We start from the raw sequence: 23,269 nt of genomic DNA, 5'->3' as shown, positions 1-23,269 counted from the left end.
TTCGTCGCCCTAGGCTGATCGTGGAACATTGAACGTCGGCGGAGGGAGCACGGCATGGCCAACCCCGAAGAGGGAGCACGGAGGCCGGAGGAGCAGCGGCTCGGCCCGGTGCTGCGCCGCAGGGGCCAGGTGCAGCCCGGTACGGCGGACCAGCGGCTCCTCGACACCGTCGGCGACTCCGACTGGGTCCACACCGACCCATGGCGGGTCATGCGCATCCAGTCCGAGTTCGTGGAGGGCTTCGGCGCGCTCGCCGAACTGCCCGGCGCGATCAGCGTCTTCGGTTCCGCCCGCACTCCCGAGGGCTCCCCGGAGTACGAGGCCGGGGTCAGGCTCGGCAAGGCACTGGTCGATGCCGGCTTCGCGGTGATCACCGGCGGTGGTCCCGGCGCGATGGAGGCGGCGAACAGGGGCGCCCGGGAGGCCAGGGGCATCTCGGTCGGCCTCGGCATCGAGCTGCCCTTCGAACAGGGACTGAACCCGCACGTCGACATCGGGGTGAACTTCCGCTACTTCTTCGTCCGGAAGACGATGTTCGTGAAGTACGCGCAGGGGTTCGTGGTCCTCCCGGGCGGCTTCGGCACCCTCGACGAACTCTTCGAGGCACTGACCCTCGTCCAGACCCGCAAGGTGACCCGCTTCCCGATCGTGCTCTTCGGCACCGACTACTGGGGCGGCCTCGTCGACTGGCTGCGCGACACGGTCGTCGCCAGCGGCAAGGCCCTGCCCCGCGACCTGCTGCTCTTCCACGTGACGGACGACGTCGACGAGGCGGTGGCGCTGGTCAGCAAGGAGGTCGGCCGCTGACGGACCGCACCGGTCCGGCCGGACCGCCCGCAGGCGCCACCCGGCGTACGGCGGCGCCTGCGGCGTTCGGACGCCTACGCGGGCCGCACTGCGGCGCGGCGCCGGGCCCGGGGGAGCGCCGACGGTCGTGCGCGTACCGCGCAGCCGTGCGCAGAGGCCGACGCCGACGCCCGTGCGTCCGCCGGGTCGCCGTGGCCGGCCTGCCGTCCGGGGTGTGGTGGGGTGGCGTGTGCGGTACCGCGGTGTTGCGCCGGGCTGCCGGAAGCGTCGGCCCCGTGCGGTGTACCGGCGGGGCCGTGGTCGGCGGACGGACCGGCTTCGGAGGCGCTGCTCCGGACCGGTGGTCAGGGGCAGGCCACCGGTCCGGAGGCCGTCTCAGGCCAGGCCGCGGCGGGCTACCGCAGGCGGGCGATGGCCGGCGATCGAGGCCACCATGTCCAGCACCTGCCGCGTCTCCGCGACCTCGTGCACCCGGTAGACCTGCGCGCCCAGCCACGCCGACACCGCAGTCGTGGCGAGCGTGCCGATCAGCCGCTCCTTCACCGGCCGGTCGAGCGTCTCGCCCACGAAGTCCTTGTTGGACAGCGACACCAGCACCGGCCATCCCGTCGCGGTCATCTCGCCGAGCCGGCGCGTCGCCTCCAGACTGTGCCGGGTGTTCTTCCCGAAGTCATGGCCCGGGTCGATGAGGATGCCGTCGCCGCGCACCCCCAGCGCCGCGGCCCGCTCGGCCAGCCCCACGGTCACCCGCAGGATGTCCGCCACCACGTCCTCGTACTCCACGCGGTGCGGGCGCGTACGGGGCTCGGCCCCGCCCGCGTGCGTGCACACCAGTCCGGCGCCGTACCGCGCGGCGACCTCGGCCAGCCGGGGGTCCACCCCGCCCCACGCGTCGTTCAGCAGGTCCGCGCCGGCCTCGCACACGGCCTCGCCGACCTCGTGCCGCCAGGTGTCGACGCTGATCACCACGTCCGGATGGCGGCGGCGCACCTCGGCGACGAAACCGACCGTGCGGCGTGCCTCCTCCTCGGCCGACACCTCCTCGCCGGGACCGGCCTTGACCCCGCCGATGTCGATGATCGCGGCGCCCTCGGAGACCGCCTGCTCCACCCTGGCGAGGGCGGGTTCGTCGTGGAACGTGGCGCCGCGGTCGTAGAAGGAGTCGGGGGTCCGGTTCACGATCGCCATGATCACCGGCTCGTGGGGGCCGAACTCGCGCCGTCCCAGCCGCAGCGGGCCACGCCTGTGCATCCCGTCTTTCCTCCTCTTGTGGGTCGCCTGCGACCTTAACCGGAGCGGCCGCATGGCACGATCGGACCCGGACGGATTCTGTTTCGTTGCGGGGAGACGCGTGGTGTTCTGGTTCTTGCTGATCGCGATGGTCGTGGTGGTCGCCGCGGTCACGCTCGCCGTGGTGGGTGGGCACGAGGGAGCGGTGCTCTCCGAGCCCGAGCCGCAGCGCCTCGTGGACGCCCTGCCCGAGACCCGGCCCGTCGGCCGGGCCGACCTCGAGGCGCTGCGCCTGCCGATGGCGCCGCGCGGCTACCGCATGGCGGAGGTGGACGACGTCCTGAGCCGGCTCGGCGCCGAGCTCGCGGAACGGGACGCGCGCATTGCCGAACTGGAGTCCGCGCTGGCGGGCGTATCCGGCCCGCAGGACCGCCCGGGCGTGCAGCTCGGCAAGAGCCGGGCGCCCGGCTTCGAGTGGGACCGCGGAACGGACCACCGGCAGGGCCCCGAGGACGGGTACGGCCAGGAGCCCGGCCGGGGCCGGGAGCCCGGCGCCGATTCCGGCGACGGCGGATGGCGGCAGCCGTGACCGGGGGAGCGGTTCCGGGCCCCGACGGACGGCTGCGCTGCCCCTGGGGCCTGTCCGCCGAGGAGTACGTGACGTACCACGACACGGAATGGGGCCGCCCGGTCCACGGTGACGACGCCCTCTACGAGCGGCTGTGCCTGGAGGCGTTCCAGTCCGGGCTGTCCTGGATCACCATCCTCCGGCGGCGCGAGGGCTTCCGACGGGCCTTCGCCGACTTCCGGATCGAGGCGGTCGCCGCCTTCACCGGCGAGGACGCCGAACGGCTCCTCGTCGACCCCGCAATCATCCGGAACCGCGCCAAGATCACGGCGACCATCGCCAACGCCAGGGTCCTCGCCGACTGGTCCCCGGGCGAGCTCGACGAGCTGATCTGGTCCTACGCCCCGGACCCGGCGGGCCGCCCGGCGCCTGTCACCCTCGCCGACGTGCCCGCCGTGTCGCCGGAGTCCGTCGCCCTGTCCAAGGACCTCAAGAAGCGGGGCCTCCGCTTCATCGGCCCCACCACGGCGTATGCCCTCATGCAGGCGTGCGGTCTGGTCGACGACCATCTGAAGGACTGCGTCGCCCGCGGATGACGCATCCGGGCCCAGGGCCGAGGCCCGGGGCGGGCGTGCCCGGTGGGGGGCGGCCGTCGGGCACCCGGTGGGCGCCCGCTGGGGTCAGCGACCCGTGAACTCCGGCTTGGACTTGGTGACGAACGCCGTGACCGCGATGGTGTGGTCCGCGGACGCGCCGGCGCGGCTCTGGAGCTCGTCCTCCTTCTCCAGGGTCTCGGACAGCGAGTGGTCCGCCCCGTAGTCCAGAGACTCCTTGATCGCCGCGTAGGCCAGGGTCGGGCCCTCGGCGAGGACGCGGGCCACGGCCGCCGCCTCGGCGGCCAGGTCCGCCGCCGGAACCAGCTTGTTGACGATGCCCAGCTCGTACGCCTCCTGCGCGGACACCGAGCGGGGGAAGAGCAGCAGGTCGGCGGCCCGGCTCCGGCCGATCAGCCGCGGCAGGGTCCACGAGACGCCCGAGTCGGCGGTCAGCGCGACACCCGCGAACGACGTCGTGAACTTCGCGGTGTCCGCGACGACCCGGTAGTCCGCGGCGAACGCGAAGCCCGCGCCGGCACCGGCCGCCACGCCGTTCACCCCGGCCACGACCGGCTTCGGCATCTCGGCGATCGCCCGCACGATGGGGTTGTAGTGCTCCTTCACCGTGCTCATCACGCTGCCGCCGCCCTGCTCCTGGGCCTCCAGGAGCAGCCCGATGTGCTCCTTGAGGTCCTGGCCGACGCAGAACGCACGGTCGCCGGCGGCGGTGAGCAGCACCGCGCGCACCGCGTCGTCGTCCGCAGCGGCCCGGAGCGCGTCCCGCAGGGCGATCTTCGCCTCGACGTTCATGGCGTTCATCGCCTCGGGGCGGTTGATCGTGATCGTGGCGAGCCCGTCGGCCACCTCGTACAGCACGGTGTCGGCCATGGCTGATCCCCTCCGGTTGGTTGGTCCCGCTGTCGTCGTCCGATCACAGCATGGCGGAGATCATCGGCCGCGCACATGTGACCTGTGTCAAAGATTCGCGACCCGATGCGCGGCGTGCGGTGGCGAAGTATCGCAGGCCGATCGCCGAATTGGGTGGTTTTGCTCAAGCGCGTTGCGCAAGCGATGCAGGCCGATGTTGGTCATCGGGTCCTGCCATGCGGGATAATGGCCTGGAAGCAATGTGTTCGATGCCGGTGACACCTGGGTTGTCGGCTGCGATGAGCTGGTTTCAGGAAGGGGACGAGCATGGCGGCCATGAAGCCGCGGACGGGCGACGGCCCGCTCGAGGTGACCAAGGAGGGGCGGGGCATCGTCATGCGCGTTCCGCTCGAAGGCGGCGGTCGACTTGTCGTCGAGCTGACTCCGGACGAGGCCGACGCGCTCGGCGACGCCTTGAAGAAGGTTGTCGGCTGAGTCCGTAGGACCATCCACACACTCTCACTGCCCCGGGAAGCGTGCGTTGTGCGGCGCGCCCGGGGCAGTGGTGTGTCCGGTCAGGGCAGCTCGGGGACGCCACGGACGGGGACGCCGCCGGTACGGGGCCGCCCGGAGCGCGTCCGCCTCCGGTCGGTGTACGGACCTCCCGGAACGACGTACCGCCGGGGCGGCGGGCAAGCGTGCCGATTCAGCCGCGGCGCACCGCGCACAGCAGACCGTCACCGACCGGCAGCAGCAACTCGACGAGATCCGGGCTCTCCCGCACGGTCCGCAGCAGCTCCCGCAGGCGCAGGACCTCCGCCGCCTGCACGCCGGAGTCGACCGTCCTGCCCTCCGCGAAGACGCCCTCGAAGCACACCAGGCCCCCAGGTCGCAGCAGGCGCAACGATTCAGCGAGATAGTCCAGGAACTCCAGCCGGTCGCCGTCGCAGAACACCAGGTCGTACCCGCCGTCGGCGAGTCGGGGCAGCACGTCCAGGGCGCGGCCGGGGATGAAGCGCGCGCGGTTGCCGGCGAAACCGGCGCCCCGGAAGGCCTGGCGGGCGAACTGCTGGCGCTCCGGCTGCGGGTCGACGGTGGTCAGCACCCCGTCGGGACGCATGCCCTGGAGCAGATAGACACCGGAGACCCCGGTGCCGGTGCCGATCTCGGCGACCGCCTTGGCGGCCGTCGTGGCGGCGAGCAGGCGCAGGGCCGCACCGGTCCCCGGCGACACCGAGGGGATGCCCGCCTCGAGGGCCCGGTCGCGGGCCCAGCGCACGGCGTCGTCCTCGGCGACAAAGGCGTCGGCGAACGCCCAGTTCGTCTGCCGGTTGGCGGTAATGGCCGTCTCCTGTCCCCTTGATTGGCGCAACGGTGACTTTATCCGCTGGACCCGGGAACCCGCAGATGGGACTGAGCGTTGAAGAGGGTCGGGGGGAGCACACGGGGAACGCGGGGGACGCACATGGACCAGGGCGGGAAACGGGTCCCAATCACTCGTAAAGATTCTTATCCGGAGCTAACGGGCGAGGTGGCTATGGTAGGGGCTCCACTGGACACCACCAGAGCCGACAGGGGAGGTGCGGCTGCGACCGGTGACCGAGGAGGAGTGCTCAGACGCTTCTTCAGGCCTCCCGGCGAGCCGAAATCCGTGACCGAGACCGCTGACTCCACCGTCGCCGACGCCGTGACCACCGCGACCTTCGCATCGGACGCGGATGCCCAGGCGTGGACGCCCCCCACCTGGGAGGAGATCGTCAGCACCCACAGCGGTCGTGTCTACCGCCTCGCCTACCGCCTCACCGGCAACCAGCACGACGCGGAGGACCTCACGCAGGAGGTCTTCGTGCGGGTCTTCCGGTCGCTGTCGACGTACACGCCCGGCACCTTCGAGGGCTGGCTGCACCGCATCACCACGAACCTGTTCCTGGACATGGTCCGCCGCCGTCAGCGGATCCGCTTCGACGCGCTCGGCGAGGACGCCGCGGAACGGCTGCCGAGCCGTGAGCCGTCCCCCCAGCAGGCCTTCCACGACACCCACTTCGACGCCGATGTGCAGCAGGCCCTGGACACCCTCGCCCCCGAGTTCCGCGCCGCCGTGGTGCTCTGCGACATCGAGGGACTGTCGTACGAGGAGATCGCCGCGACCCTGGGCGTGAAGCTCGGCACCGTCCGCAGCCGGATCCACCGCGGCCGCTCGCACCTGCGCAAGGCTCTCCAGCACCGCTCGCCCGAGGCGCGGGCCGAGCACCAGCACCGCGCTTTCGCCACCGTCGCGGGGGAGGGCGGTACGGCGTGAACGTCACAGGTCCGAGTCCAGCGGAGCAGCATCTGGGAGACCGGCTCGCCGCCCTCGTCGACGGCGAGCTCAGTCATGACAACCGGGAGCGGGTGCTCGCCCATCTGGCGACCTGCCCCAAGTGTAAGGCGGAGGCCGACGCGCAGCGACGGCTGAAGAGTGTGTTCGCCGAGGCGGCACCGCCGCCCCCCTCCGAAGGACTCCTCGCCCGGCTCCAAGGTCTGCCGGGAGGCCCCGTGGGGCCGGGCGACGCCGCCGAACACCGCGGAGGAGGCGCGTTCGGCGGAGGAACCTTCGGCAACGGCACCTTCGGGCTGCGCTCCGAGGCCACCTTCGGCTACCTCCCGGCAGGCCCGCACGCCACCGCACTGCCCCCCGGGATGACCGAGGGCTTCGCCTTCCACGACGTACGCCGCCCTGACGGCGAGCGGCCGGGCCGGCGCACCCGGAGGTTCGCGTTCGCCGCGGCCAGCGCGGTCTCGTTCGCCGCGATGGCGCTCGGCGCGGCGCTGCCGCTCGACTCGGTCGACGGCAACCCCCGGGGCGGGACGTCCGGACGGAACGTCACACCACTGCGTACGGGGGCGCCGTCCGCGGGGAACTCCACGTCGACGGAGAACCGTCGCCGGGGCTTCTCCGCCGCGGGCCGGCAGAACGGCGAGGCCACCGTGCCGGGCGCGCCCCTGGCCCCCGGGGCGCAGCCGTTCATCACCTCGGTGTTCAACGGGCCGCTGCGGCCTCCGCTGATACGTCCCGCGGGCCTCACCCCGCCGGCACCGGCATCGGCCAAGAGCGCGAGCACGCGGGCACCCAAGCCGGGCGGGGTCACCACGCCCTCGGCGGCCGGACGCCCACTTCCCCCCAGGCATTGACCGGGCCCCTGCGCTCCTGGACGCAACCTGGTTGAATCCAGGGAAGAGTGCCCCCTGGGGGCACGAGGGCACGTGGTGGGGAGAACATGGTCGAGGGGAAGCCCACGGGGTCGAAGGCGAAGTGGTGGAGCCGGCCGGCCCGGCGTGAAGCGGGAGAACCGGCTCGGACGGCCCCGCTCCCTCCCCGCGAGGCGGCGTCCCGCAGGGATGAGGCCTCCTCCGTGGATACGGTCTCCGTCGCCGAGGCGGCGGGCACGGAGGTGCAGGCCTCCTCGGCGGTGGACGAAACCCCCGACGCCTATCCCCTCGCGCCGCCGGCCCCGCCGGCCCTGTCCGGCGGGGGAGGCGTCCCGTCTGCTCCGTCTCCCGATGAGGGCGGCAGCGGCACGGTGTCAATCGCCGCGGATGCCGCGTCCGGCGGGACGAGCGGTACCAGGGGCACGGCCGAGGTGAGCGGTGTCGCGAGCGGGTCAGGCATACCGTCGGCGGGTGCCGGGTGGCAGGCGCCGGACGCGGAGGAGACCGTTCCCGCCGTCCCCGTCGCCGACCCGCGTACCGAGGGCCCGGAGGCTCCGGCGGCGTCCGACGGCGGAGTGGCTGCGCCTGTCGCTGTGCAGGCCGAGCCGGTCGCCGGCTCGGTCCACGACGATGCCGTCCCGGCCGTTCCGCGCACCGAGAGCGCGGCCGGAGCGGTTGCCGCGTCCGACGTACGTACTGTGGCCGTGCATGACGAAGTCGACATTCCGGCCGTTCCGCACGCCGAAACCGCCGCGGAAATCGCCGCCGCACCCGCGGCCGATGCGATCACCTCTCCGACCCCTGCGCACCCCGTCGTGCCGGGCCCCCGGCCCGGGGGCGGGGAGGTGCGGCCGCTCCACGACCCCGACCCGTACAACACTCCGCCGTACGGGAGGCCCGGCCCCTGGGCGCCGGCCCCGCCCGTGCAGCGGCCGATGGCCGCAGGCCCGCCGCCGCAGTCCCCGCAGCCGGCGCCGCAGACCCAGCAGTCCCCGGCGCCCCAGCCCCAGGGGTCGCTGTGGCAGCAGTACGACCCGTGGGGTGCCCCGCGCCAGCCTCTCGCTCTCCCCGACGCCACCGCGCAGCCGAAACGCGCACGACGCGGGGCGCTGCTCGTCGGAGCCGTACTGATCGCCCTCGTGGCGGGCGTCATCGGCGGCGGTGTCGGTGCCCGGGTGGAGCGCAACGGCGGGATCGGGCATGTCGAGCTGCCGCAGAGGGCCGCCGAGAACGCCGACCGGGCCCCGGACAGCGTCGCGGGGATCGCGGCGAGCGCGCTGCCGAGCGTCGTGACCCTGCACGTCAGCGGGGGCGGCCGGCAGGGCACGGGCACCGGGTTCGTCCTGGACCACCAGGGCCACATCCTCACCAACAACCACGTCGTGTCCCCGGCCGGCTCGGACGGCCGGATATCCGTCACGTTCAGCGGCGGCGAGACCGCGCGCGCCGAGCTGGTCGGCAAGGACAGCGGCTACGACCTGGCCGTGGTCAGGGTGAAGGGGGTGTCCGCGCTCACGCCGCTGCCGCTGGGCAACTCGGACGACGTCCGCGTCGGCGATCCGGTCGTCGCCATCGGCGCCCCGTTCGACCTCCAGAACACGGTGACCGCGGGCATCATCAGCGCCAAGGAGCGACCGATCACCGCGGGCGGGGAGAAGGGCGACGGCAGCGACATCAGCTATGTCGACGCGTTGCAGACCGACGCCCCGATCAACCCCGGCAACTCGGGCGGGCCGCTGGTGGACTCCAAGGCGCGGGTCATCGGCATCAACAGCGCCATCCGGGCCGCCGACGGCACCGCGGGGCCCGAAGGCAGCGGCCGGCAGAGCGGCAGCATCGGCCTCGGCTTCGCGATCCCCATCAACCAGGGCAAGCGCGTCGCCGAAGAGCTCATCAACACCGGCAAGGCCACGCATCCGGTCATCGGAGTGACCCTCGACATGAAGTTCTCCGGCGACGGGGCGCGCGTCAGCGCCAAGGCCGCGGACGGCAAGGCGCCGGTGATCGCGGGCGGTCCCGCGGCGAAGGCGGGTATCGAGCCGGGCGACGTGATCACCAAGGTCGACGGCCAGCGGGTGCACAACGGCGAGGAACTGATCGTCAAGATCCGTGCCCATCGCCCCGGTGACCGGCTCCGACTGACCCTGGAACGGTCCGGTACCGAACGCACCATCACCCTGACGCTGGGGTCGTCCCACAGCACATGAGCGGGGTGCCCGCGCCACCGGCACCTGACGGCCATGTGAAGGTACCGCGTCGACAGATTCGGCGGGTACCGTGGAGCGGGGCCCGACACAAGGAGCAAAGGTGTTCAATGACATAGGCGCACTCGAGCTGGTGACGCTCGTGGTCCTGGGCGTACTGGTTTTCGGCCCGGACAAGCTGCCCAAGGTCATTCAGGACGTCTCCCGCTTCATACGGAAGGTCCGCGACTTCTCGGAGAACGCCAAGCACGACATCCGGTCCGAGCTGGGGCCCGAGTTCAAGGACTTCGAGTTCGAGGACCTGAACCCGAAGACGTTCATCCGCAAGCAGCTCACGGAGAACGAGGACCTGAAGCAGATCCGCAGCAGCCTCGACCTCCGGACCGAGATGAACGACGTCGCGGACGCCGTGCGGACCCACGACAGCAGTTCGGCGAACGGCTCGTCGAGTGACGGTTCCGCCGGCGTGGCCGCCGCGGCGGTCACGGGTGGTGTCAACGGCCGCCCCACCGGCCCTGACCTGCTGAAGAAGGCCGATGGGGCGGACCGCCCTGAGCGGCCGCCGTTCGACTTCGACGCCACCTGACAGCCGGGCATTCCGGTAAGAGCCGGGCCGGTGTGGCTATCCTCCATCTGTCCCGCAAGCACGGACGCCCGAGGGGGGCGGGCCGTTCGGGGACCTGGATCGAGGAGGCGTCCGGCCAGATGGAGACGACCAGTCCGTCGGCAGCACACGGCACGGGCGGCGCGGCCCCCGGGGCCACCGCCGCGCCGTCCGCGGACGCGCCCGTGGATGTGCCCGGCCCGGTACACGGGGATCACGTGTCGGCCGGAGCCGAGCCCGCGCCGCGCGGCGCGGTCGACGGGTACCTGCGCGCGCCCTTCCCCTGGTACGGGCTGGACGAGGCGTTCACCGGGCCGCGACGGCTGCTGCACGTCGGCACCGCGGCCGACGGTACCGTCCAGCACGGTTCCACCTGCCACGGCGACGAGCCGTCGATAAGACCCGACGGCAGTGAGCGGGAACGCTTCGTGGTCGTCGTGACCGTGCCGGTCAACCCGGTCCGGCGCACCGGCGACGGCACGGGCGTCCTGGACGCCACTACGGTCTCCTCGGCGGCCTGGCTCGCCGGATCGGGGCTTCTGGCGTGCACCTGGCCTCCTCAGCTGGACCACGCCCTGCGCAGCGACTGGCTGGACCAGCAGACCGAGACCGCCTGGGAACTCGCCGACGACCTGCACGGTCCCGACTGGTCGACGCTCTCCCTCCCCGTCGACGGGGTGCTCACCCCGTTCCACTACCGCGAATCCGAGTTCGGCTGGGTGCTCGCCGGCTCGACCAGGACCGGGGTGCACCTGGGCGCGTACGGCCGCGGCATGGGCGCGTACGGTCTGGGCTTCACGGTGATCGAGGACATCATGACGTACGCCTGACCCGGGCCGGCCGGTCCGGGGCAGTTCGGCCGGTCCAGTCCGGTCCGACAGCTCCGGCCATCAGCCGGTCCGGCCGCCACGGCTCAAGGCATGCAAAAGGGGGCGGCCCGACCGGGCCGCCCCCTTCCGCGTACTGCCGCCTTCGCGTCCAAGGCCGTGACGTCCTAGAACTTGTTCCGTGGTGTGATGCCGAGCGACATGCCCGACAGGCCGCGCTGCCGGCTGCCCAGCTTCCCGGCGATGGCGCGCAGTGCGGCGCCCGCGGGGGAGTCCGGGTCGGAGAGCACGACGGGCTTGCCCTCGTCGCCGCCCTGGCGGAGCCGTACGTCGATCGGGATCTGCCCCAGCACGGGCACCTGGGTGCCGGTGGTCCTGGACAGTCCCTCGGCGACCAGCGCACCGCCGCCGGTGCCGAAGACGTCCACCATCTCGTCGCAGTGCGGGCACGGCAGGCCCGACATGTTCTCGACGACACCGACGATCTTCTGGTGGGTCTGGACGGCGATGGAACCGGCCCGCTCGGCGACCTCGGCGGCGGCCTGCTGCGGGGTGGTGACCACGAGGATCTCGGCGTTGGGCACGAGCTGCGCGACCGAGATGGCGATGTCACCGGTGCCCGGGGGCAGGTCGAGCAGCAGGACGTCCAGGTCGCCCCAGTACACGTCGGCGAGGAACTGCTGGAGGGCGCGGTGCAGCATCGGGCCGCGCCACACCACGGGAGCGTTGCCCGGGGTGAACATGCCGATCGAGATGACCTTCACACCGTTCGCCGACGGCGGCATGATCATGTTCTCGACCTGGGTGGGACGTCCGTCGGCGCCCAGCATGCGCGGCACGCTGTGGCCATAGATGTCGGCGTCGACGACACCGACCTTCAGCCCGTCGGCGGCCAGGGCGGCGGCCAGATTGACCGTCACCGAGGACTTGCCGACGCCGCCCTTGCCGGAGGCCACCGCGTACACGCGGGTCAGCGAGCCGGGCCGGGCGAAGGGCACCTCCCGCTCGGCCTGGCCGCCGCGCAGCGAGGCCGCGAGCTCCCGCCGCTGCTCATCGCTCATCACGTCGAGGGAGACCGCGACGCTCGTCACGCCCTCGACCCTGGACACCGCGTCCGTGACGCGCTGGGTGATGGTGTCGCGCATCGGGCAGCCGGAGACCGTGAGGTAGACCGTGACGGCCACCGCGCCGTCGGCCCCGATCTCGACCGATTTCACCATGCCCAGATCGGTGATCGGCTTGTTGATCTCGGGGTCGTTCACCGTCGCGAGTGCATCACGCACCGCGTCCGGCGTGGGGACGTACGTGTCGGTAGCCATACGAAGATGGTACGGCGACCGGTCCCGCGCCCGGAAAGCCGTTCAGTGGTCGGCTTCGTCACTCCGTGAGGAGATCTCCCGCGGGAATACACCGCGCTGCTCCTCAAGCTCCTTGATCAGGTCCTGGATCTCCGAGCGGATCCAGTCCCGGGTCGCGACCTCGCCGAGCCCCATGCGCAGCGCCGCGATCTCCCGGGTGAGGTACTCGGTGTCGGCGATGGAGCGTTCGTTCTGGCTCCTGTCCTGTTCCAGGTTGACCCGGTCCCGGTCGGCTTGGCGGTTCTGGGCGAGCAGGATCAGCGGAGCGGCGTAGGAGGCCTGGAGCGACAGCGCCAGCGTCAGGAAGATGAACGGGTACTCGTCGAAGCGCAGCGGCGCCGGCGCGGCGATGTTCCAGATCACCCAGACGATGACGACGGCAGTCATCCAGACGATGAACCGCCCGGTCCCGAGGAAGCGGGCGATCTTCTCGGAGAGCCGGCCGAACGCCTCCGCGTCCCATTCGGGCAGCACCATCCGCCGCGGCGCCCTCGGCTGGTCAAGTCTGACCCGCGGGGGAGCCGGCCGTTCCACGGTGCGCTCAGCCATCGTGCGCCCTCCCGGTGCCGCCGGCGGCCGGCGCGGGCCCGTGGAACTCGGCCTCGCGCCAGTCCTGCGGCAGCAGGTGGTCGAGTACGTCGTCCACGGTGACCGCGCCGAGCAGCGACCCGCTGTCGTCCACGACGGGCGCCGCCACCATGTCGTACGTGGCGAAGAAGGCCGTCACCTCGGGCAGACCGGTGCTCGGCGACAGCGGTCTCAGGTCGTGCTCGACGATCGCGCTGACGAGGGTGAACGGCGGTTCCCGCAGCAGCCGCTGGAAGTGCACGGTGCCCAGGTACTTGCCGGTGGGCGTCTCTTCCGGCGGACGGCAGACGTACACCTGTGCGGCCAGTGCGGGGGACAGGTCCTGCTGCCGCACCCGGGCCAGGGCGTCCGCCACGGTGGCGTCGGGCCGCAGCACGATCGGTTCGGTCGTCATCAGGCCGCCCGCCGTGCGCTCCTCGTACGACAGCAGGCGTCGTACATCGGCCGCGTCGTCCGGCTGCATCAGCGCCAGCAGCCGTTCCTGCTCGTCCTCGGGGAGTTCGGACAGCAGGTCGGCGGCGTCGTCCGGGTCCATGGCCTCCAGCACGTCCGCCGCGCGTTCCTGCTTGAGCTTGCCGAGGATCTCGATCTGGTCGTCCTCGGGCAGTTCCTCCAGGACGTCCGCGAGCCGGTCGTCGTCGAGTGCCGCGGCCACCTCGGCGCGCCGCTTGGGGGAGAGGTTGTGCAGGACGTTGGCGACATCGGCGGGGCGGAGCCGTTCGAAGGTGGCGACGAGGCTCTCCGCCCCCTGGGCCTCCTCCTCGAGCGTGAACCCGGTGACGGCCGACCAGTCGACGGTCAGCCGCTCCCCCTTGCGGCCCAGCACACCGCCTTTGCCACGGCGTACGAACACCTTGTCGATCTCCCAGTCCCGGCGGGCCGGGAGTTGCTGGATCGCCACGTCCAGGACCGTGACCTCGTCGCCGGTGTCCACCAGACGCACCCGCCGGTCGAGGAGCTCACCGAGCACCAGCCGCTCGGTCGGACGCTGCTCGAAGCGCCGCATGTTCACCACGCCTGTGGTGATCACCTGTCCGGACTCGACGCCCGTCACCCGGGTCATCGGCAGGAAGATCCGGCGCCGGCCGGCCACCTCCACGACCATGCCGAGCAGCCGGGGCGGACGGCGGCCGAGGCGGAGCATGGCGACCAGATCACGGACCCGGCCGACCTGGTCGCCGTTGGGATCGAAGACCGCGACTCCGGCGAGGTGCGAGACGAAGATCCGGGGGGCACCTCCAGGCATGCCGCGCGCCTCCTTCCTGCCTGCCGAGCCCCGCCCACGTCCCGCCCGTGGTCCGCTTGCCGACCCGTTCGCGCTTTGTCCCTGCATAAGGCTTTAGGACTGGTTCAGGCTAGCCCGTACCGGTCCGGTACGCCCGGGCGAGGCGTCCGTCCGGCTCTCTGCGGATGCCGCTGGAAGGCCCGGGTACGCTGCCGTACGCCGTCCCCCCACTCGTATACGAGAGGCAGTAGCTGGTGACCCCTTACGCTCCGGCTGTCCGGGCCCGTCGGGCCCTGTTCCCCGTCGCCCTGTGCGTGGGACTGACGGCGGTCCTGACGGCGTGCGGGGGTGGTGACGAGGACCCGGACGCGGGCACGAACGGCGTGGGCAAGCTCGCGGCCACGGCGATCGACGGCAAGGCGAAGGCGGCGGCGAACGACGCCAAGTCGGTCCGGCTCTCCGGGACGCTGGTCGCCAAGGGCGGCACGTACAAGCTCGACATGCGGCTGAAGGACGGTGGCGCCATGGGGTCCGTCACGTCGAAGAACACCACGTTCGAGCTGCTGCGCATCGGCGACACGATGTACATGAAGGCCGACGCCGCCTTCTGGAGCCACAAGGACGGCTCAGGAAGCGGGGCCGGGACCGGCGGTAACGGGGCAGGCGCCGCCGGCGGTGCGGGCTCGGCGGGCAAGCTCGACGACAAGTACGTGAAAGTGCCCTCCGACGACTCCGCCTACAAGCAGCTGCGCGGCTTCACCGAGAAGGAAGTGCTGCTCAAGGGGCTCCTCGGACTGCACGGAGAGCTGTCCAAGGGCGAGTACGCCAAGGTGAGCGGAGTACGCACCATCCGGATCGCGGGCGGCGGCGGCCAGGGCGGAGCGCTCGACGTCTCGCTGGAGGGCACCCCGTACCCGGTGCGTTTCGAGCGCGGCGGAGGCGGCGGCGTGGTGGAGCTGACCGACTGGGACAAGGACTTTCCGCTGAACCCGCCGGCCAAGGGCGAGACGGTCGACTACGGCGGCCAGCTCCCCAAGACCTGAGCCGCGGGATCGGCAGGACCCGAGCTGCGGGTCAGCCCTTGCGCTTGCGCTTCAGCAGCAGCCGCGGCAGCGCGGCGGGGATCGGGCGCCGGGTGGTCGCCGGGCTCGGCAGCGGGGCTTCGGCGAGCGAGCCGTCGGGCAGCGCGGCGGTCGTCCCGGAGGGTTCCAGGCGGAGCACCCGGCACTCCCGTGCCCAGCGCTCGGTCATCTGCTCGCCGTCCGGTGCGTTCAGCCGCTTGCCCTTCAGCTCGGCGACCGCGGCGTCCCAGGCCTCGGAGCCCGCCGGGAGTTCGGTGACGGCAGCCGTCCAGGTGATGAGCCGGCCGCCCTTGTCCTTGCTGCGGACCGTCACTTCGGCGGTCCCGCCGGCGGTGAGGCCGGGAAGCGGCTGCTCGCCGGGACCGTCTCCGACGACGTGCACGGCGCCGTCGTGCCAGGCGTGCCAGAGCGACCGGGCGGGGCCCGTGCCCCGCACCCAGATGAGGCCGGACTTCTTGGTGGCCTCCTCGAGGAGGGCCTGCTCGAGCAGCGTCTGCGTCATGCACACACCATAGCCCGGCCCGTCCGGCACGCCTTCGGGTGCCGGACGCCCGTGGAGCCGGCACCGCGGGCCGTCAGATCGGTGGAGCCGGCTGCTCCGGCCGCTGAAGCCGGCCGTTCCGGAGCTAGAGCCAGCCGTTCCGCTTCAGCGTGCGGTGGATGGCCAGACAGATCACCGCGATGCCGCCCAGCACCATCGGGTAGCCGTACTTCCACTGCAGCTCGGGCATGTGCTCGAAGTTCATGCCGTAGATGCCGCAGACCGCGGTCGGGACCGCGATGATCGCCGCCCAGGACGTGATCTTGCGCATGTCCTCGTTCTGCGCGACGGTCGCCTGGGCCATGTTCGCCTGGAGGATCGAGTTCAGCAGTTCGTCGAAGCCGACGACCTGCTCCTGGACCCGGGCCAGGTGGTCGGCGACGTCCCGGAAGTACTTCTGGATGTCCGGGTCGACAAGCCGCATCGGCCGCTCGCTGAGCAGCTGCATCGGGCGCAGCAGCGGCATCACGGCGCGCTTGAACTCCAGCACCTCACGCTTGAGCTGGTAGATCCGTCCGGCGTCCACGCCGCGCGGGCTACCCTTGGCGGGTGCCGAGAAGACGTCGATCTCGACCTCGTCGATATCGTCCTGCACCGCGTCCGCGACCGCCAGATAGCCGTCCACCACCTGGTCGGCGATGGCGTGCAGCACGGCCGACGGGCCCTTGGCCAGCAGCTCGGGGTCGTCCTGGAGCCGCTTGCGCAGCGCCCGGAGCGAGCCCTGCCCGCCGTGCCGGACGGTGATGACGAAGTCCGGGCCGGTGAAGCACATGACCTCGCCGGACTCCACGACCTCGCTGGTGGCGGTGAGTTCGGCGTGCTCGACGTAGTGGATGGTCTTGAAGACGGTGAAGAGCGTGTCGTCGTACCGCTCCAGCTTGGGGCGCTGGTGGGCGTGCACGGCGTCCTCCACGGCCAGCGGGTGCAGCCCGAACTCGGCGGCGATACCGGAGAATTCGGCCTCGGTCGGCTCGTGCAGGCCGATCCAGGCGAAGCCGCCGCCTTCGCGCACCCGGCGCATCGCCTCGCGCGGGGTCAGACAGGCGTCGTCCTGGACCCGCACGCCGTCGCGGTAGACCGCGCAGTCGACCACGGCACTGCTCGCCGAGGGGTCGCGGGTGGTGTCGTAGTCGTTGTACGGGGTGTTGCTCTTGCGCAGCGACGGGCGCACGGCTGCGCGCAGGTCACGGATCATCGACATGGCGTACTCCTTCGCGGAGGGGCCGCCGGCGAGTCGTGGCGCCGCCCGTAATGGGGACGTACGCGGTGACGTACATCCGCAAAGCGGGGAGCACCGCTCGCGCGGTGACGGCGTTCGCTACAGACACGGGTGAGGGCAGTGCGAGGTGCTCTTCCGTCGTGCGAGTGCCATGGGGCCCGCGGATTCACACCGGCGGGAGGCCGGAAGGAGCCGTGGGAACAGCCCGGGAATGACGGACGTCACAGAGAGAACGAGTGCACGGAAGAGCGGTTGGTACTGCACGGCCGACTTCGGTCCATCGCAGCCCCACCTCCTCCGGCCGGTCCCCCGTGGGGGATGTCGTCTCAGGGGCGTCGACAACGCTTCGGCGTGGCGCCCCGTCAGGTGGTCAAGCCTATCAGCCGACTGAAGGCCAAACCCGTACTTTGCCCCTTCGATACGGCTTCTATGCTCACTGCATGGGAGAAGTTCTCGCTTTGGTCGAGGCCCGGTTGCTCACGACTCTGGGCGAACCGGACGCGCGTGCTGCAGTGACGTTCCTCGGTACGGACCGCATCGAGGTGCTGCGGACCGTGGACGGCGACATTGTGCGATACGCCACACTCGGCATGTCGGCTCATCCGATGACCGATCCGCAGGCGACGGTCGCGGACCCGCTGCGCGGTCCGCGTGCCGAACTGGTGCTCTCCGTGCGCGCCGGGCTCGCGGACACGGACAAGGTGCTGCGGCCGCTCGCGGTCCTCGCGGCCTCTCCTCAGGTGGAGGGTGTGGTCGTGGCCCCCGGCGCCTCGCTCGACCTGGGCGAACCGCTGTGGCCCGGTGCTCCGTTCGGCTCGGTGCTGGTCGCCGAGCCGGGCGGTCTGGTCGAGGACCTGGAACTGGACGAGCCGATGGATCCGGTGCGGTTCCTGCCGCTGCTGCCCATGACGGCAAACGAGGCGGCGTGGAAGCGGGTGCATGGGGCACAGGCGTTGCAGGAGCGCTGGCTGGAGCACGGGACGGACCTGCGCGACCCGCTGCGCCGGTCCGTGAACCTCGACTGACGTCCGGCGTCCGATGCCCCGGGGGTGCCCCCGGGGCGATTCCGGCGTGCGTTCAGGGGCCGTCTCGCTTGCTGCCGCCGGTTTCGGTTCGCTGGAGGCGGGGCGCCGGAGGCAGGGGGCGGAAGGGTCCGGAGGTTGGCCCGGGAAGGGCCCGAGGGGTGGCCCGGACGGCGTCCCCGGCGGGATGGCATCCGGGTCCGGAGGTTGGCCCGGGAAGGGCCCGAGGGGTGGCCCGGACGGCGTCCCCGGCGGGATGGCATCCGGCGAATGATTAGCACTCCTAACTAGTGCCCGTTGCACCGGGTCCGGCCCGGGCGGCGTGCGCGGTGGCGCGCACGATGGAGCGCGACCCTCCGGACGGGTGATCGTCCTTGACGGGAGGTCGACCGGGTAGGACCGTTGACCCCTATGAGGGGCGAACCCAGTTGCCCGAAGTGCGGTGGCCGGGTCCGGGCGCCCGGCCTCTTCTCCGACTCATGGCAGTGCGATGTGCACGGCACGGTGCATCCGCTCCAGCCGGTGCTGCCGCCCAGCGTCGAGGCCCTGGGTGTGGTGGTGCACCGCGCCAAGGTGCCGGTGTGGATGCCCTGGCCGCTGCCGATCGGCTGGCTGTTCACCGGTGTCGGCTGCGCGGGCGACGACCGCAGCGGCGGCCGCGCCACCGTCGTGGCCTGCTCCGGCCCGGGGCCGCTCGGCGGGATGGGTGAACTGCTGCTGATCGCCGAGGAGCTGGGCGTCGGACTCGGCGCGCGCTACGCCGGGATCGACGGGCCCGACCCCGGTCCGCACATCGACGTCGGCAAACCGCCGCAGGCCAAGGTGATCGCCGGCGGCCGGCCCACCCCGCTCTGGCACGTCGCCGGCGCCCCGGGCGACCGCGCGGTCTTCGCGGGCGAGGCGCGCGGACTGTGGCTGTGGGCGGTCGTCTGGCCCGAGCAGTCCGGACTGCTGCTGTACGACGAGCTGGTCATCACCGACCTCAGGGAGGCCGGGGCCGAGATAGAACTGCTGCCCTGCGGCGCGCTCACCCCCCGCCTGCTGTGACGAAGACGGCACCGGGCGGTCCGGGCCCCCGGCCACGGGCGTATGAGGCGCCCGGTTATCCTGGGGTGTCCCCACCGTCCGCCCGCGAGCCGCCCTGGAGTCCCGAGTCGTGCGCATCGATCTGCACACCCACTCCACGGCGTCGGACGGTACCGACACTCCTGCGGAGCTGGTCCGCGCTGCCGCGGCCGCCGGTCTGGACGTCATCGCGATGACCGACCACGACACGGTCGGCGGCTACGCCGAGGCGATCGCCGCCCTCCCCGGGGGACTCACCCTGGTCACCGGCGCCGAGCTGTCCTGCCGGCTCGACGGCGTCAGCATGCACCTGCTGGCCTACCTCTTCGACCCGACCGAGCCCGAGCTCGCGCGCGAACGCGAACTGGTGCGCGACGACCGGGTGCCGCGCGCCAAGGGCATGGTGACCAAGCTCCAGGAGCTGGGCGTCCCGATCACCTGGGACCAGGTCGCGCGCATAGCCGGGCAGGGATCGGTGGGGCGCCCGCACGTGGCCTCCGCGCTCGTCGAACTCGGCCTCATCGGAACCGTCTCCGACGCGTTCACCCCGGAATGGCTCGGCGAGGGCGGCCGCGTGTACGTCCCGCGTCACGAGCTCGACCCCTTCGAGGCGATCCGCCTGGTCAAGGCCGCCGGGGGCGTCACGGTCTTCGCGCACCCGTTCGCCACGAAGCGCGGCGTGACCGTGCCCGACGAGAAGATCGCCCAGTTCGCCGCCGCCGGTCTCGACGGCGTCGAGGTGGACCACATGGACCACGACGAGGCCGCCCGCGCCAGACTGCGCGGCATCGCGGCGGACCTCGGACTCCTCACCACCGGCTCCAGCGACTACCACGGCACCCGCAAGACCTGTCGGCTCGGTGAGTACACCACCGACCCCGAGGTCTACGGCGAGATCACCCGCCGGGCCACCGGCGCGTTCCCCGTCCCCGGCACCGGCGGAACCGCCCACGCCTGACCGGACCGGTCGCCCGCCCGACTGATCGAGGATCCCTCTCCGTCGGCCCTCTGCCGTCCTACCGTCGGCCCCGAGGCGTGCCCGGCCCCTTTCCCTTCATCGTTCAGCCCCTCACGGCTGCCCCGGCGGCACCGCGTTGCCCGCCCACACCCCATCTGCACCACCTCACCCCGCAAGGCCCCACTGTGCTCGACTTCGCCCTGTTCGGCTCCCTCTTCCTCACACTCTTCGTCATCATGGACCCGCCCGGAATCACGCCGATCTTCCTGGGCCTCACGGCCGGCCGCCCCGCCAAGGTGCAGCGCCGGATGGCCGGGCAGGCCGTCGCCGTGGCGTTCGGCGTGATCACGGTCTTCGGCATCCTCGGCCAGCAGATCCTCGACTACCTGCACGTCTCGGTGCCGGCGCTGATGATCGCAGGCGGTCTGCTCCTGCTGCTCATCGCACTCGACCTGCTGACCGGCAAGACCGACGAGCCCAAGCAGACCAAGGACGTGAACGTGGCGCTCGTACCGCTCGGCATGCCGCTGCTCGCCGGCCCCGGTGCGATCGTCTCCGTCATCCTCGCGGTGCAGCACGCCAACAGCGCCTCCGCGCAGATCTCGGTCTGGGCCGCGATCGTCGCCATGCACGTGGTGCTGTGGCTGACCATGCGCTACTCGCTGGTGATCATCCGGGTCATCAAGGACGGCGGGGTGGTGCTGGTGACCCGGCTCGCCGGCATGATGCTCTCGGCGATCGCGGTCCAGCAGATCATCAACGGGGTGATGCAGGTGATCGACGCCGCCTGAGCCCGGTCCCGGCCGTCCCCGCGACTGGGCCGAAGGAGTGACAGCGCCCCCGCACGTGTTCCGTGTGGGGGCGCTGTGGTGTGTGGGCCGGCGCGACGCTGCGCGGGCTACGAGGCCGGGGAATCGGCCGGGCGGATGTATATGCGCTGACCCGTGGCGGCGGCCTGCTGCACTATCCGGTTGACGGAGGCGGCGTCCACGACGGTGGAGTCGACGGCGGTGCCGTCGATGTCGTTGAGGCGCATGATCTCGAAGCGCATGGCTTCTCCCTTCGTCCGATCCTCCTGCCGGAGAACTGTTGGTGCGGGCCAGTGCAGGTCCCAAGCCTGCTCCCGCGCTGCTTCCGAGCGGTTGCCCGCCCGTTACGAGTGGATTGCGTCACAACGGTGGCGCATGTTCCGTATGGTCACAACGCGATGTCCCCTGAAAACATTCCCTACGCTAAAGAAAATTTTTCATCGGCTAATTTTTGACCCGTCGAAGCCTTCACGAGCCGCCGAGTGGCCCGCCCCACCGTCGCGCACACAATGGATTCGGGATGGACGTCGTGAACGAGGCCGAGATGCACGCCCGGCTGGAGCGCACCAACGAACTGCTCCAGCGGATGCTCGCGAAGACCGCGACCATGCACGCGATCTTCGTCGACGCGGGATACGCCTACGCGGCCGGCGGCCGCCTCGTCGTCGGCACGGAGGACCGCAAGGCCTTCGACCTCGATGCCGAAGGCCTGATCGACGCGTTCATCGACACGGCCCGCCACGTCTTCGCCGACAGCCGGCTGCTCCGCGTCTACTGGTACGACGGCGCCAAGCTCCGTATCCACACCAGGGAGCAGAAGGCGATAGCCGAACTGCCCGACGTCAAGGTCAGGCTGGGCAACCTCAACGCCAACAACCAGCAGAAGGGCGTCGACTCGCTCATCCGCACCGACCTCGAATCCCTCGCCCGGCACCGGGCCATCAGTGACGCGGCACTGGTCGGCGGCGACGAGGACCTCGTACCGGCGGTGGAGGCCGCCCAGGGCTACGGCGCCCGGGTCCACCTCTGGGGCATCGAGGCGGCCGACGGGAGCAACCAGGCCGAGGCCCTGCTGTGGGAGGCGGACAGCACCCGGATGTTCGACCTGGAGTTCTGCGAGCCCTACATCACGCGCCGTACGGCCCTCCCGGCAGACGCGGACTCCCTGCCCCTCCCGTCCTCCGAGGAGGTCAGGTCGGTCGGCGCCCGTATCGCCGCCACCTGGATCGCCGCACGCGGCCTGGAGTCCCTCGCGGCGCTGTTGCCGAGCAGGCCCTTCGTCCCGCCTGCCGTGGACCACGACCTGCTCGTCGAGGCCGAGCGGCTCCTCCGGCACTCCCTGCGCGGCCACGAGGAGCTCCGCATCGCCCTGCGGGACGGTTTCTGGCAGCACCTCGAAAGGGTCTGTTAGCCGGACACTCCCGAGCGCCGCGCGCGGTCAGGCCGGGTGCCGGGCGTCAGGCCGGGTGCGGCGCCGTGGTCCAGAACTCCACCAGCGCCGCGGTCAGGACGTCCGGGTGCGACACGTTCGGCGAGTGCTCCGCCCCGGCGATCACCGTGCGGTGCGCGCCCGCGCCGGTCGCCATCGCCTCCAGCTCCGTCACCGACCAGACCGTCTCCCGGTCCCCGAACACGATGTGCAGCGGTACCGGCAGCGAGGCCAGCCCCGCCGTCCGGTCCGGCTCGCGGTGCAGATGCCGGCCCGTGACCCGCAGCTGCATGGCCTGGGTGCCGAGCCAGCGGCGCTCCAGGAAGCGGCTGATCTCCAGCGGGTCGTCCTCCCGCTTCGCGGCGTCGCCCCTGCTGTCGAGCCACCTCATCACCCCGAACACCCACTGCTTGCGCAGCACCGGCAGGGCCGCCCGCAGCATGAGCAGCCGCACCCGTTGCGGAGCGGCCACTCGGCCGGGACCCGAAGCGAGCAGGGTGAGCGTCAGGAACGGGGAGGGGTCGAGCCGTACCGCGGAACGCGCCACCAGCCCGCCGTACGAATGGCCCAGCAGGTGCACCGGTCCGTCGCTCAGGGCCGTGGCCTGGGCCAGGACGTCCATGGCGAGCGCGCGCTGGGTGTACCCGGAGCGGTCCGGCGCGCCCGGCGTCTCGTACTGGCCGCGGCCGTCCACGGCGACCGCCCGGTAGCCCGCCGCGGCGAGCGGTTCCAGCAGCGCGATGAAGTCCTCCTTGCTGCCGGTGTAACCGGGCAGCAGCAGCACCGTCCCGCGCACCGGGGCACCCTCCGGCGGGCGGGTGTCGAGCACCGCGAACTCGCCGCGCGTCGTGTGCAGCCGGTGGGCGTGCGCACCGGGCGGCAGGGCGAGGGACCTGGGCTTGCTCATGACTGGAGAGTAACCGCATACGCCGACGGCCCGGTCCCCGGAGTGGGGAACGGGCCGTCGAGCGGTGCGGTCGCCGGGTCAGGCGGTCTCGGTGACCGTCTTCTTGACCGCGCGGGTGCGGCGGGGCTTGGCGGGTGCCTCGGTGTCCGCGGCCTGGGTGGCGGTCTCGGTGAC

General features: G+C 71.9%; 25 protein-coding genes. 15 read left to right on the top strand and 10 right to left on the bottom strand.

Annotated features, from left to right (window positions below):
* Positions 1-54: 54 nt before the first annotated feature.
* Complete coding sequence (locus ACZ4Z5_RS01975; protein ID WP_468255182.1) at positions 55-807, top strand: LOG family protein; 753 nt, start codon at positions 55-57, stop codon at positions 805-807.
* 375 nt (positions 808-1,182) lie between these two features.
* On the opposite strand, the gene folP is transcribed toward ACZ4Z5_RS01975, so the two are convergent.
* Positions 1,183-2,058 (bottom strand): dihydropteroate synthase, encoded by an 876-nt coding sequence (gene folP, locus ACZ4Z5_RS01970; protein WP_468255179.1) that lies wholly within the window; start codon positions 2,056-2,058, stop codon positions 1,183-1,185.
* 103 nt (positions 2,059-2,161) lie between these two features.
* Between folP and ACZ4Z5_RS01965 the strand changes: the two genes are divergently transcribed.
* Both ACZ4Z5_RS01965 and ACZ4Z5_RS01960 read left to right on the top strand, forming a co-directional pair.
* Complete coding sequence (locus ACZ4Z5_RS01965) at positions 2,162-2,626, top strand: DivIVA domain-containing protein (RefSeq protein WP_468255176.1); 465 nt, start codon at positions 2,162-2,164, stop codon at positions 2,624-2,626.
* Entirely contained in the window at positions 2,623-3,201 is a 579-nt protein-coding gene (locus ACZ4Z5_RS01960) for a DNA-3-methyladenine glycosylase I (RefSeq protein WP_468255173.1), read from the top strand. The genes ACZ4Z5_RS01965 and ACZ4Z5_RS01960 overlap by 4 nt, the downstream gene beginning before the upstream one ends.
* Positions 3,202-3,285: 84 nt before the next feature.
* Here the strand turns inward: ACZ4Z5_RS01960 and chcB are convergent, their stop codons facing one another.
* On the bottom strand, positions 3,286-4,089 hold the full coding sequence (gene chcB, locus ACZ4Z5_RS01955; RefSeq protein ID WP_468255171.1) for a 2-cyclohexenylcarbonyl CoA isomerase: 804 nt from the start codon (positions 4,087-4,089) through the stop codon (positions 3,286-3,288).
* A gap of 306 nt (positions 4,090-4,395) precedes the next feature.
* On the opposite strand from chcB, the gene ACZ4Z5_RS01950 reads away from it, so the two are divergent.
* Entirely contained in the window at positions 4,396-4,563 is a 168-nt protein-coding gene (locus tag ACZ4Z5_RS01950; protein ID WP_003966491.1) for a DUF3117 domain-containing protein, read from the top strand.
* 211 nt (positions 4,564-4,774) lie between these two features.
* Here the strand turns inward: ACZ4Z5_RS01950 and ACZ4Z5_RS01945 are convergent, their stop codons facing one another.
* On the bottom strand, positions 4,775-5,440 hold the full coding sequence (locus ACZ4Z5_RS01945; protein WP_468255168.1) for an O-methyltransferase: 666 nt from the start codon (positions 5,438-5,440) through the stop codon (positions 4,775-4,777).
* A 165-nt stretch (positions 5,441-5,605) separates the two neighbouring features.
* Between ACZ4Z5_RS01945 and sigE the strand changes: the two genes are divergently transcribed.
* The 5 genes from sigE (at position 5,606) to ACZ4Z5_RS01920 (ending at position 10,895) form a co-directional block, all read left to right on the top strand.
* On the top strand, positions 5,606-6,367 hold the full coding sequence (gene sigE / locus ACZ4Z5_RS01940) for an RNA polymerase sigma factor SigE (RefSeq protein WP_468255165.1): 762 nt from the start codon (positions 5,606-5,608) through the stop codon (positions 6,365-6,367).
* On the top strand, positions 6,364-7,239 hold the full coding sequence (locus tag ACZ4Z5_RS01935) for an anti-sigma factor family protein (RefSeq protein ID WP_468255162.1): 876 nt from the start codon (positions 6,364-6,366) through the stop codon (positions 7,237-7,239). Before sigE ends, ACZ4Z5_RS01935 begins: the two co-directional genes overlap by 4 nt.
* Positions 7,240-7,961: 722 nt before the next feature.
* The gene (locus ACZ4Z5_RS01930; protein ID WP_468255535.1) at positions 7,962-9,464 is read left to right on the top strand and encodes a S1C family serine protease; all 1,503 of its coding nucleotides are present in this window, start codon (positions 7,962-7,964) and stop codon (positions 9,462-9,464) included.
* A gap of 100 nt (positions 9,465-9,564) precedes the next feature.
* On the top strand, positions 9,565-10,047 hold the full coding sequence (locus ACZ4Z5_RS01925) for a sec-independent translocase (protein WP_468255160.1): 483 nt from the start codon (positions 9,565-9,567) through the stop codon (positions 10,045-10,047).
* 119 nt (positions 10,048-10,166) lie between these two features.
* Complete coding sequence (locus tag ACZ4Z5_RS01920) at positions 10,167-10,895, top strand: hypothetical protein (RefSeq protein ID WP_468255157.1); 729 nt, start codon at positions 10,167-10,169, stop codon at positions 10,893-10,895.
* 164 nt (positions 10,896-11,059) lie between these two features.
* Here ACZ4Z5_RS01920 and ACZ4Z5_RS01915 read toward each other — a convergent pair whose 3' ends face one another.
* The 3 genes from ACZ4Z5_RS01915 to ACZ4Z5_RS01905 are packed head-to-tail and all read right to left on the bottom strand — an operon-like array spanning position 11,060 to position 14,084.
* On the bottom strand, positions 11,060-12,211 hold the full coding sequence (locus tag ACZ4Z5_RS01915) for an Mrp/NBP35 family ATP-binding protein (RefSeq protein WP_468255154.1): 1,152 nt from the start codon (positions 12,209-12,211) through the stop codon (positions 11,060-11,062).
* 42 nt (positions 12,212-12,253) lie between these two features.
* On the bottom strand, positions 12,254-12,799 hold the full coding sequence (locus ACZ4Z5_RS01910) for a DUF1003 domain-containing protein (protein WP_468255152.1): 546 nt from the start codon (positions 12,797-12,799) through the stop codon (positions 12,254-12,256).
* Complete coding sequence (locus tag ACZ4Z5_RS01905) at positions 12,792-14,084, bottom strand: magnesium transporter MgtE N-terminal domain-containing protein (RefSeq protein WP_468255149.1); 1,293 nt, start codon at positions 14,082-14,084, stop codon at positions 12,792-12,794. Before ACZ4Z5_RS01905 ends, ACZ4Z5_RS01910 begins: the two co-directional genes overlap by 8 nt.
* 233 nt (positions 14,085-14,317) lie before the next feature.
* Here ACZ4Z5_RS01905 and ACZ4Z5_RS01900 point away from each other — a divergent pair, with 233 nt between their 5' ends.
* Positions 14,318-15,106, top strand: a complete 789-nt coding sequence (locus ACZ4Z5_RS01900) for a hypothetical protein (RefSeq protein ID WP_468255146.1) — start codon at positions 14,318-14,320, stop codon at positions 15,104-15,106.
* A gap of 31 nt (positions 15,107-15,137) precedes the next feature.
* On the opposite strand, the gene ACZ4Z5_RS01895 is transcribed toward ACZ4Z5_RS01900, so the two are convergent.
* Both ACZ4Z5_RS01895 and ACZ4Z5_RS01890 read right to left on the bottom strand, forming a co-directional pair.
* On the bottom strand, positions 15,138-15,647 hold the full coding sequence (locus tag ACZ4Z5_RS01895; protein WP_468255143.1) for a hypothetical protein: 510 nt from the start codon (positions 15,645-15,647) through the stop codon (positions 15,138-15,140).
* A 124-nt stretch (positions 15,648-15,771) separates the two neighbouring features.
* Complete coding sequence (locus ACZ4Z5_RS01890; RefSeq protein ID WP_468255140.1) at positions 15,772-16,887, bottom strand: magnesium and cobalt transport protein CorA; 1,116 nt, start codon at positions 16,885-16,887, stop codon at positions 15,772-15,774.
* A 458-nt stretch (positions 16,888-17,345) separates the two neighbouring features.
* Between ACZ4Z5_RS01890 and ACZ4Z5_RS01885 the strand changes: the two genes are divergently transcribed.
* From ACZ4Z5_RS01885 to ACZ4Z5_RS01870, 4 genes are all read left to right on the top strand, one after another.
* The gene (locus tag ACZ4Z5_RS01885) at positions 17,346-17,930 is read left to right on the top strand and encodes a suppressor of fused domain protein (RefSeq protein ID WP_468255138.1); all 585 of its coding nucleotides are present in this window, start codon (positions 17,346-17,348) and stop codon (positions 17,928-17,930) included.
* 408 nt (positions 17,931-18,338) lie between these two features.
* Positions 18,339-18,974 (top strand): DUF6758 family protein, encoded by a 636-nt coding sequence (locus ACZ4Z5_RS01880; RefSeq protein WP_468255135.1) that lies wholly within the window; start codon positions 18,339-18,341, stop codon positions 18,972-18,974.
* Positions 18,975-19,083: 109 nt separating this feature from the next.
* A complete protein-coding gene (locus ACZ4Z5_RS01875; protein ID WP_468255132.1) occupies positions 19,084-19,950 on the top strand; it encodes a PHP domain-containing protein in 867 nt (288 codons plus the stop codon).
* Positions 19,951-20,135: 185 nt separating this feature from the next.
* Positions 20,136-20,741, top strand: a complete 606-nt coding sequence (locus tag ACZ4Z5_RS01870) for a MarC family protein (RefSeq protein ID WP_468255129.1) — start codon at positions 20,136-20,138, stop codon at positions 20,739-20,741.
* A 107-nt stretch (positions 20,742-20,848) separates the two neighbouring features.
* Here ACZ4Z5_RS01870 and ACZ4Z5_RS01865 read toward each other — a convergent pair whose 3' ends face one another.
* On the bottom strand, positions 20,849-21,001 hold the full coding sequence (locus tag ACZ4Z5_RS01865) for a hypothetical protein (protein WP_468255126.1): 153 nt from the start codon (positions 20,999-21,001) through the stop codon (positions 20,849-20,851).
* A 278-nt stretch (positions 21,002-21,279) separates the two neighbouring features.
* Here ACZ4Z5_RS01865 and ACZ4Z5_RS01860 point away from each other — a divergent pair, with 278 nt between their 5' ends.
* The gene (locus ACZ4Z5_RS01860; protein ID WP_468255123.1) at positions 21,280-22,170 is read left to right on the top strand and encodes an NYN domain-containing protein; all 891 of its coding nucleotides are present in this window, start codon (positions 21,280-21,282) and stop codon (positions 22,168-22,170) included.
* 46 nt (positions 22,171-22,216) lie between these two features.
* Here ACZ4Z5_RS01860 and ACZ4Z5_RS01855 read toward each other — a convergent pair whose 3' ends face one another.
* On the bottom strand, positions 22,217-23,095 hold the full coding sequence (locus tag ACZ4Z5_RS01855) for an alpha/beta fold hydrolase (protein WP_468255120.1): 879 nt from the start codon (positions 23,093-23,095) through the stop codon (positions 22,217-22,219).
* Positions 23,096-23,269 lie beyond the last annotated feature (174 nt).

Source organism: Streptomyces sp. NPDC030222, assembly GCF_055573115.1.
This window is presented reverse-complemented; position numbering and strand designations above follow the sequence as displayed.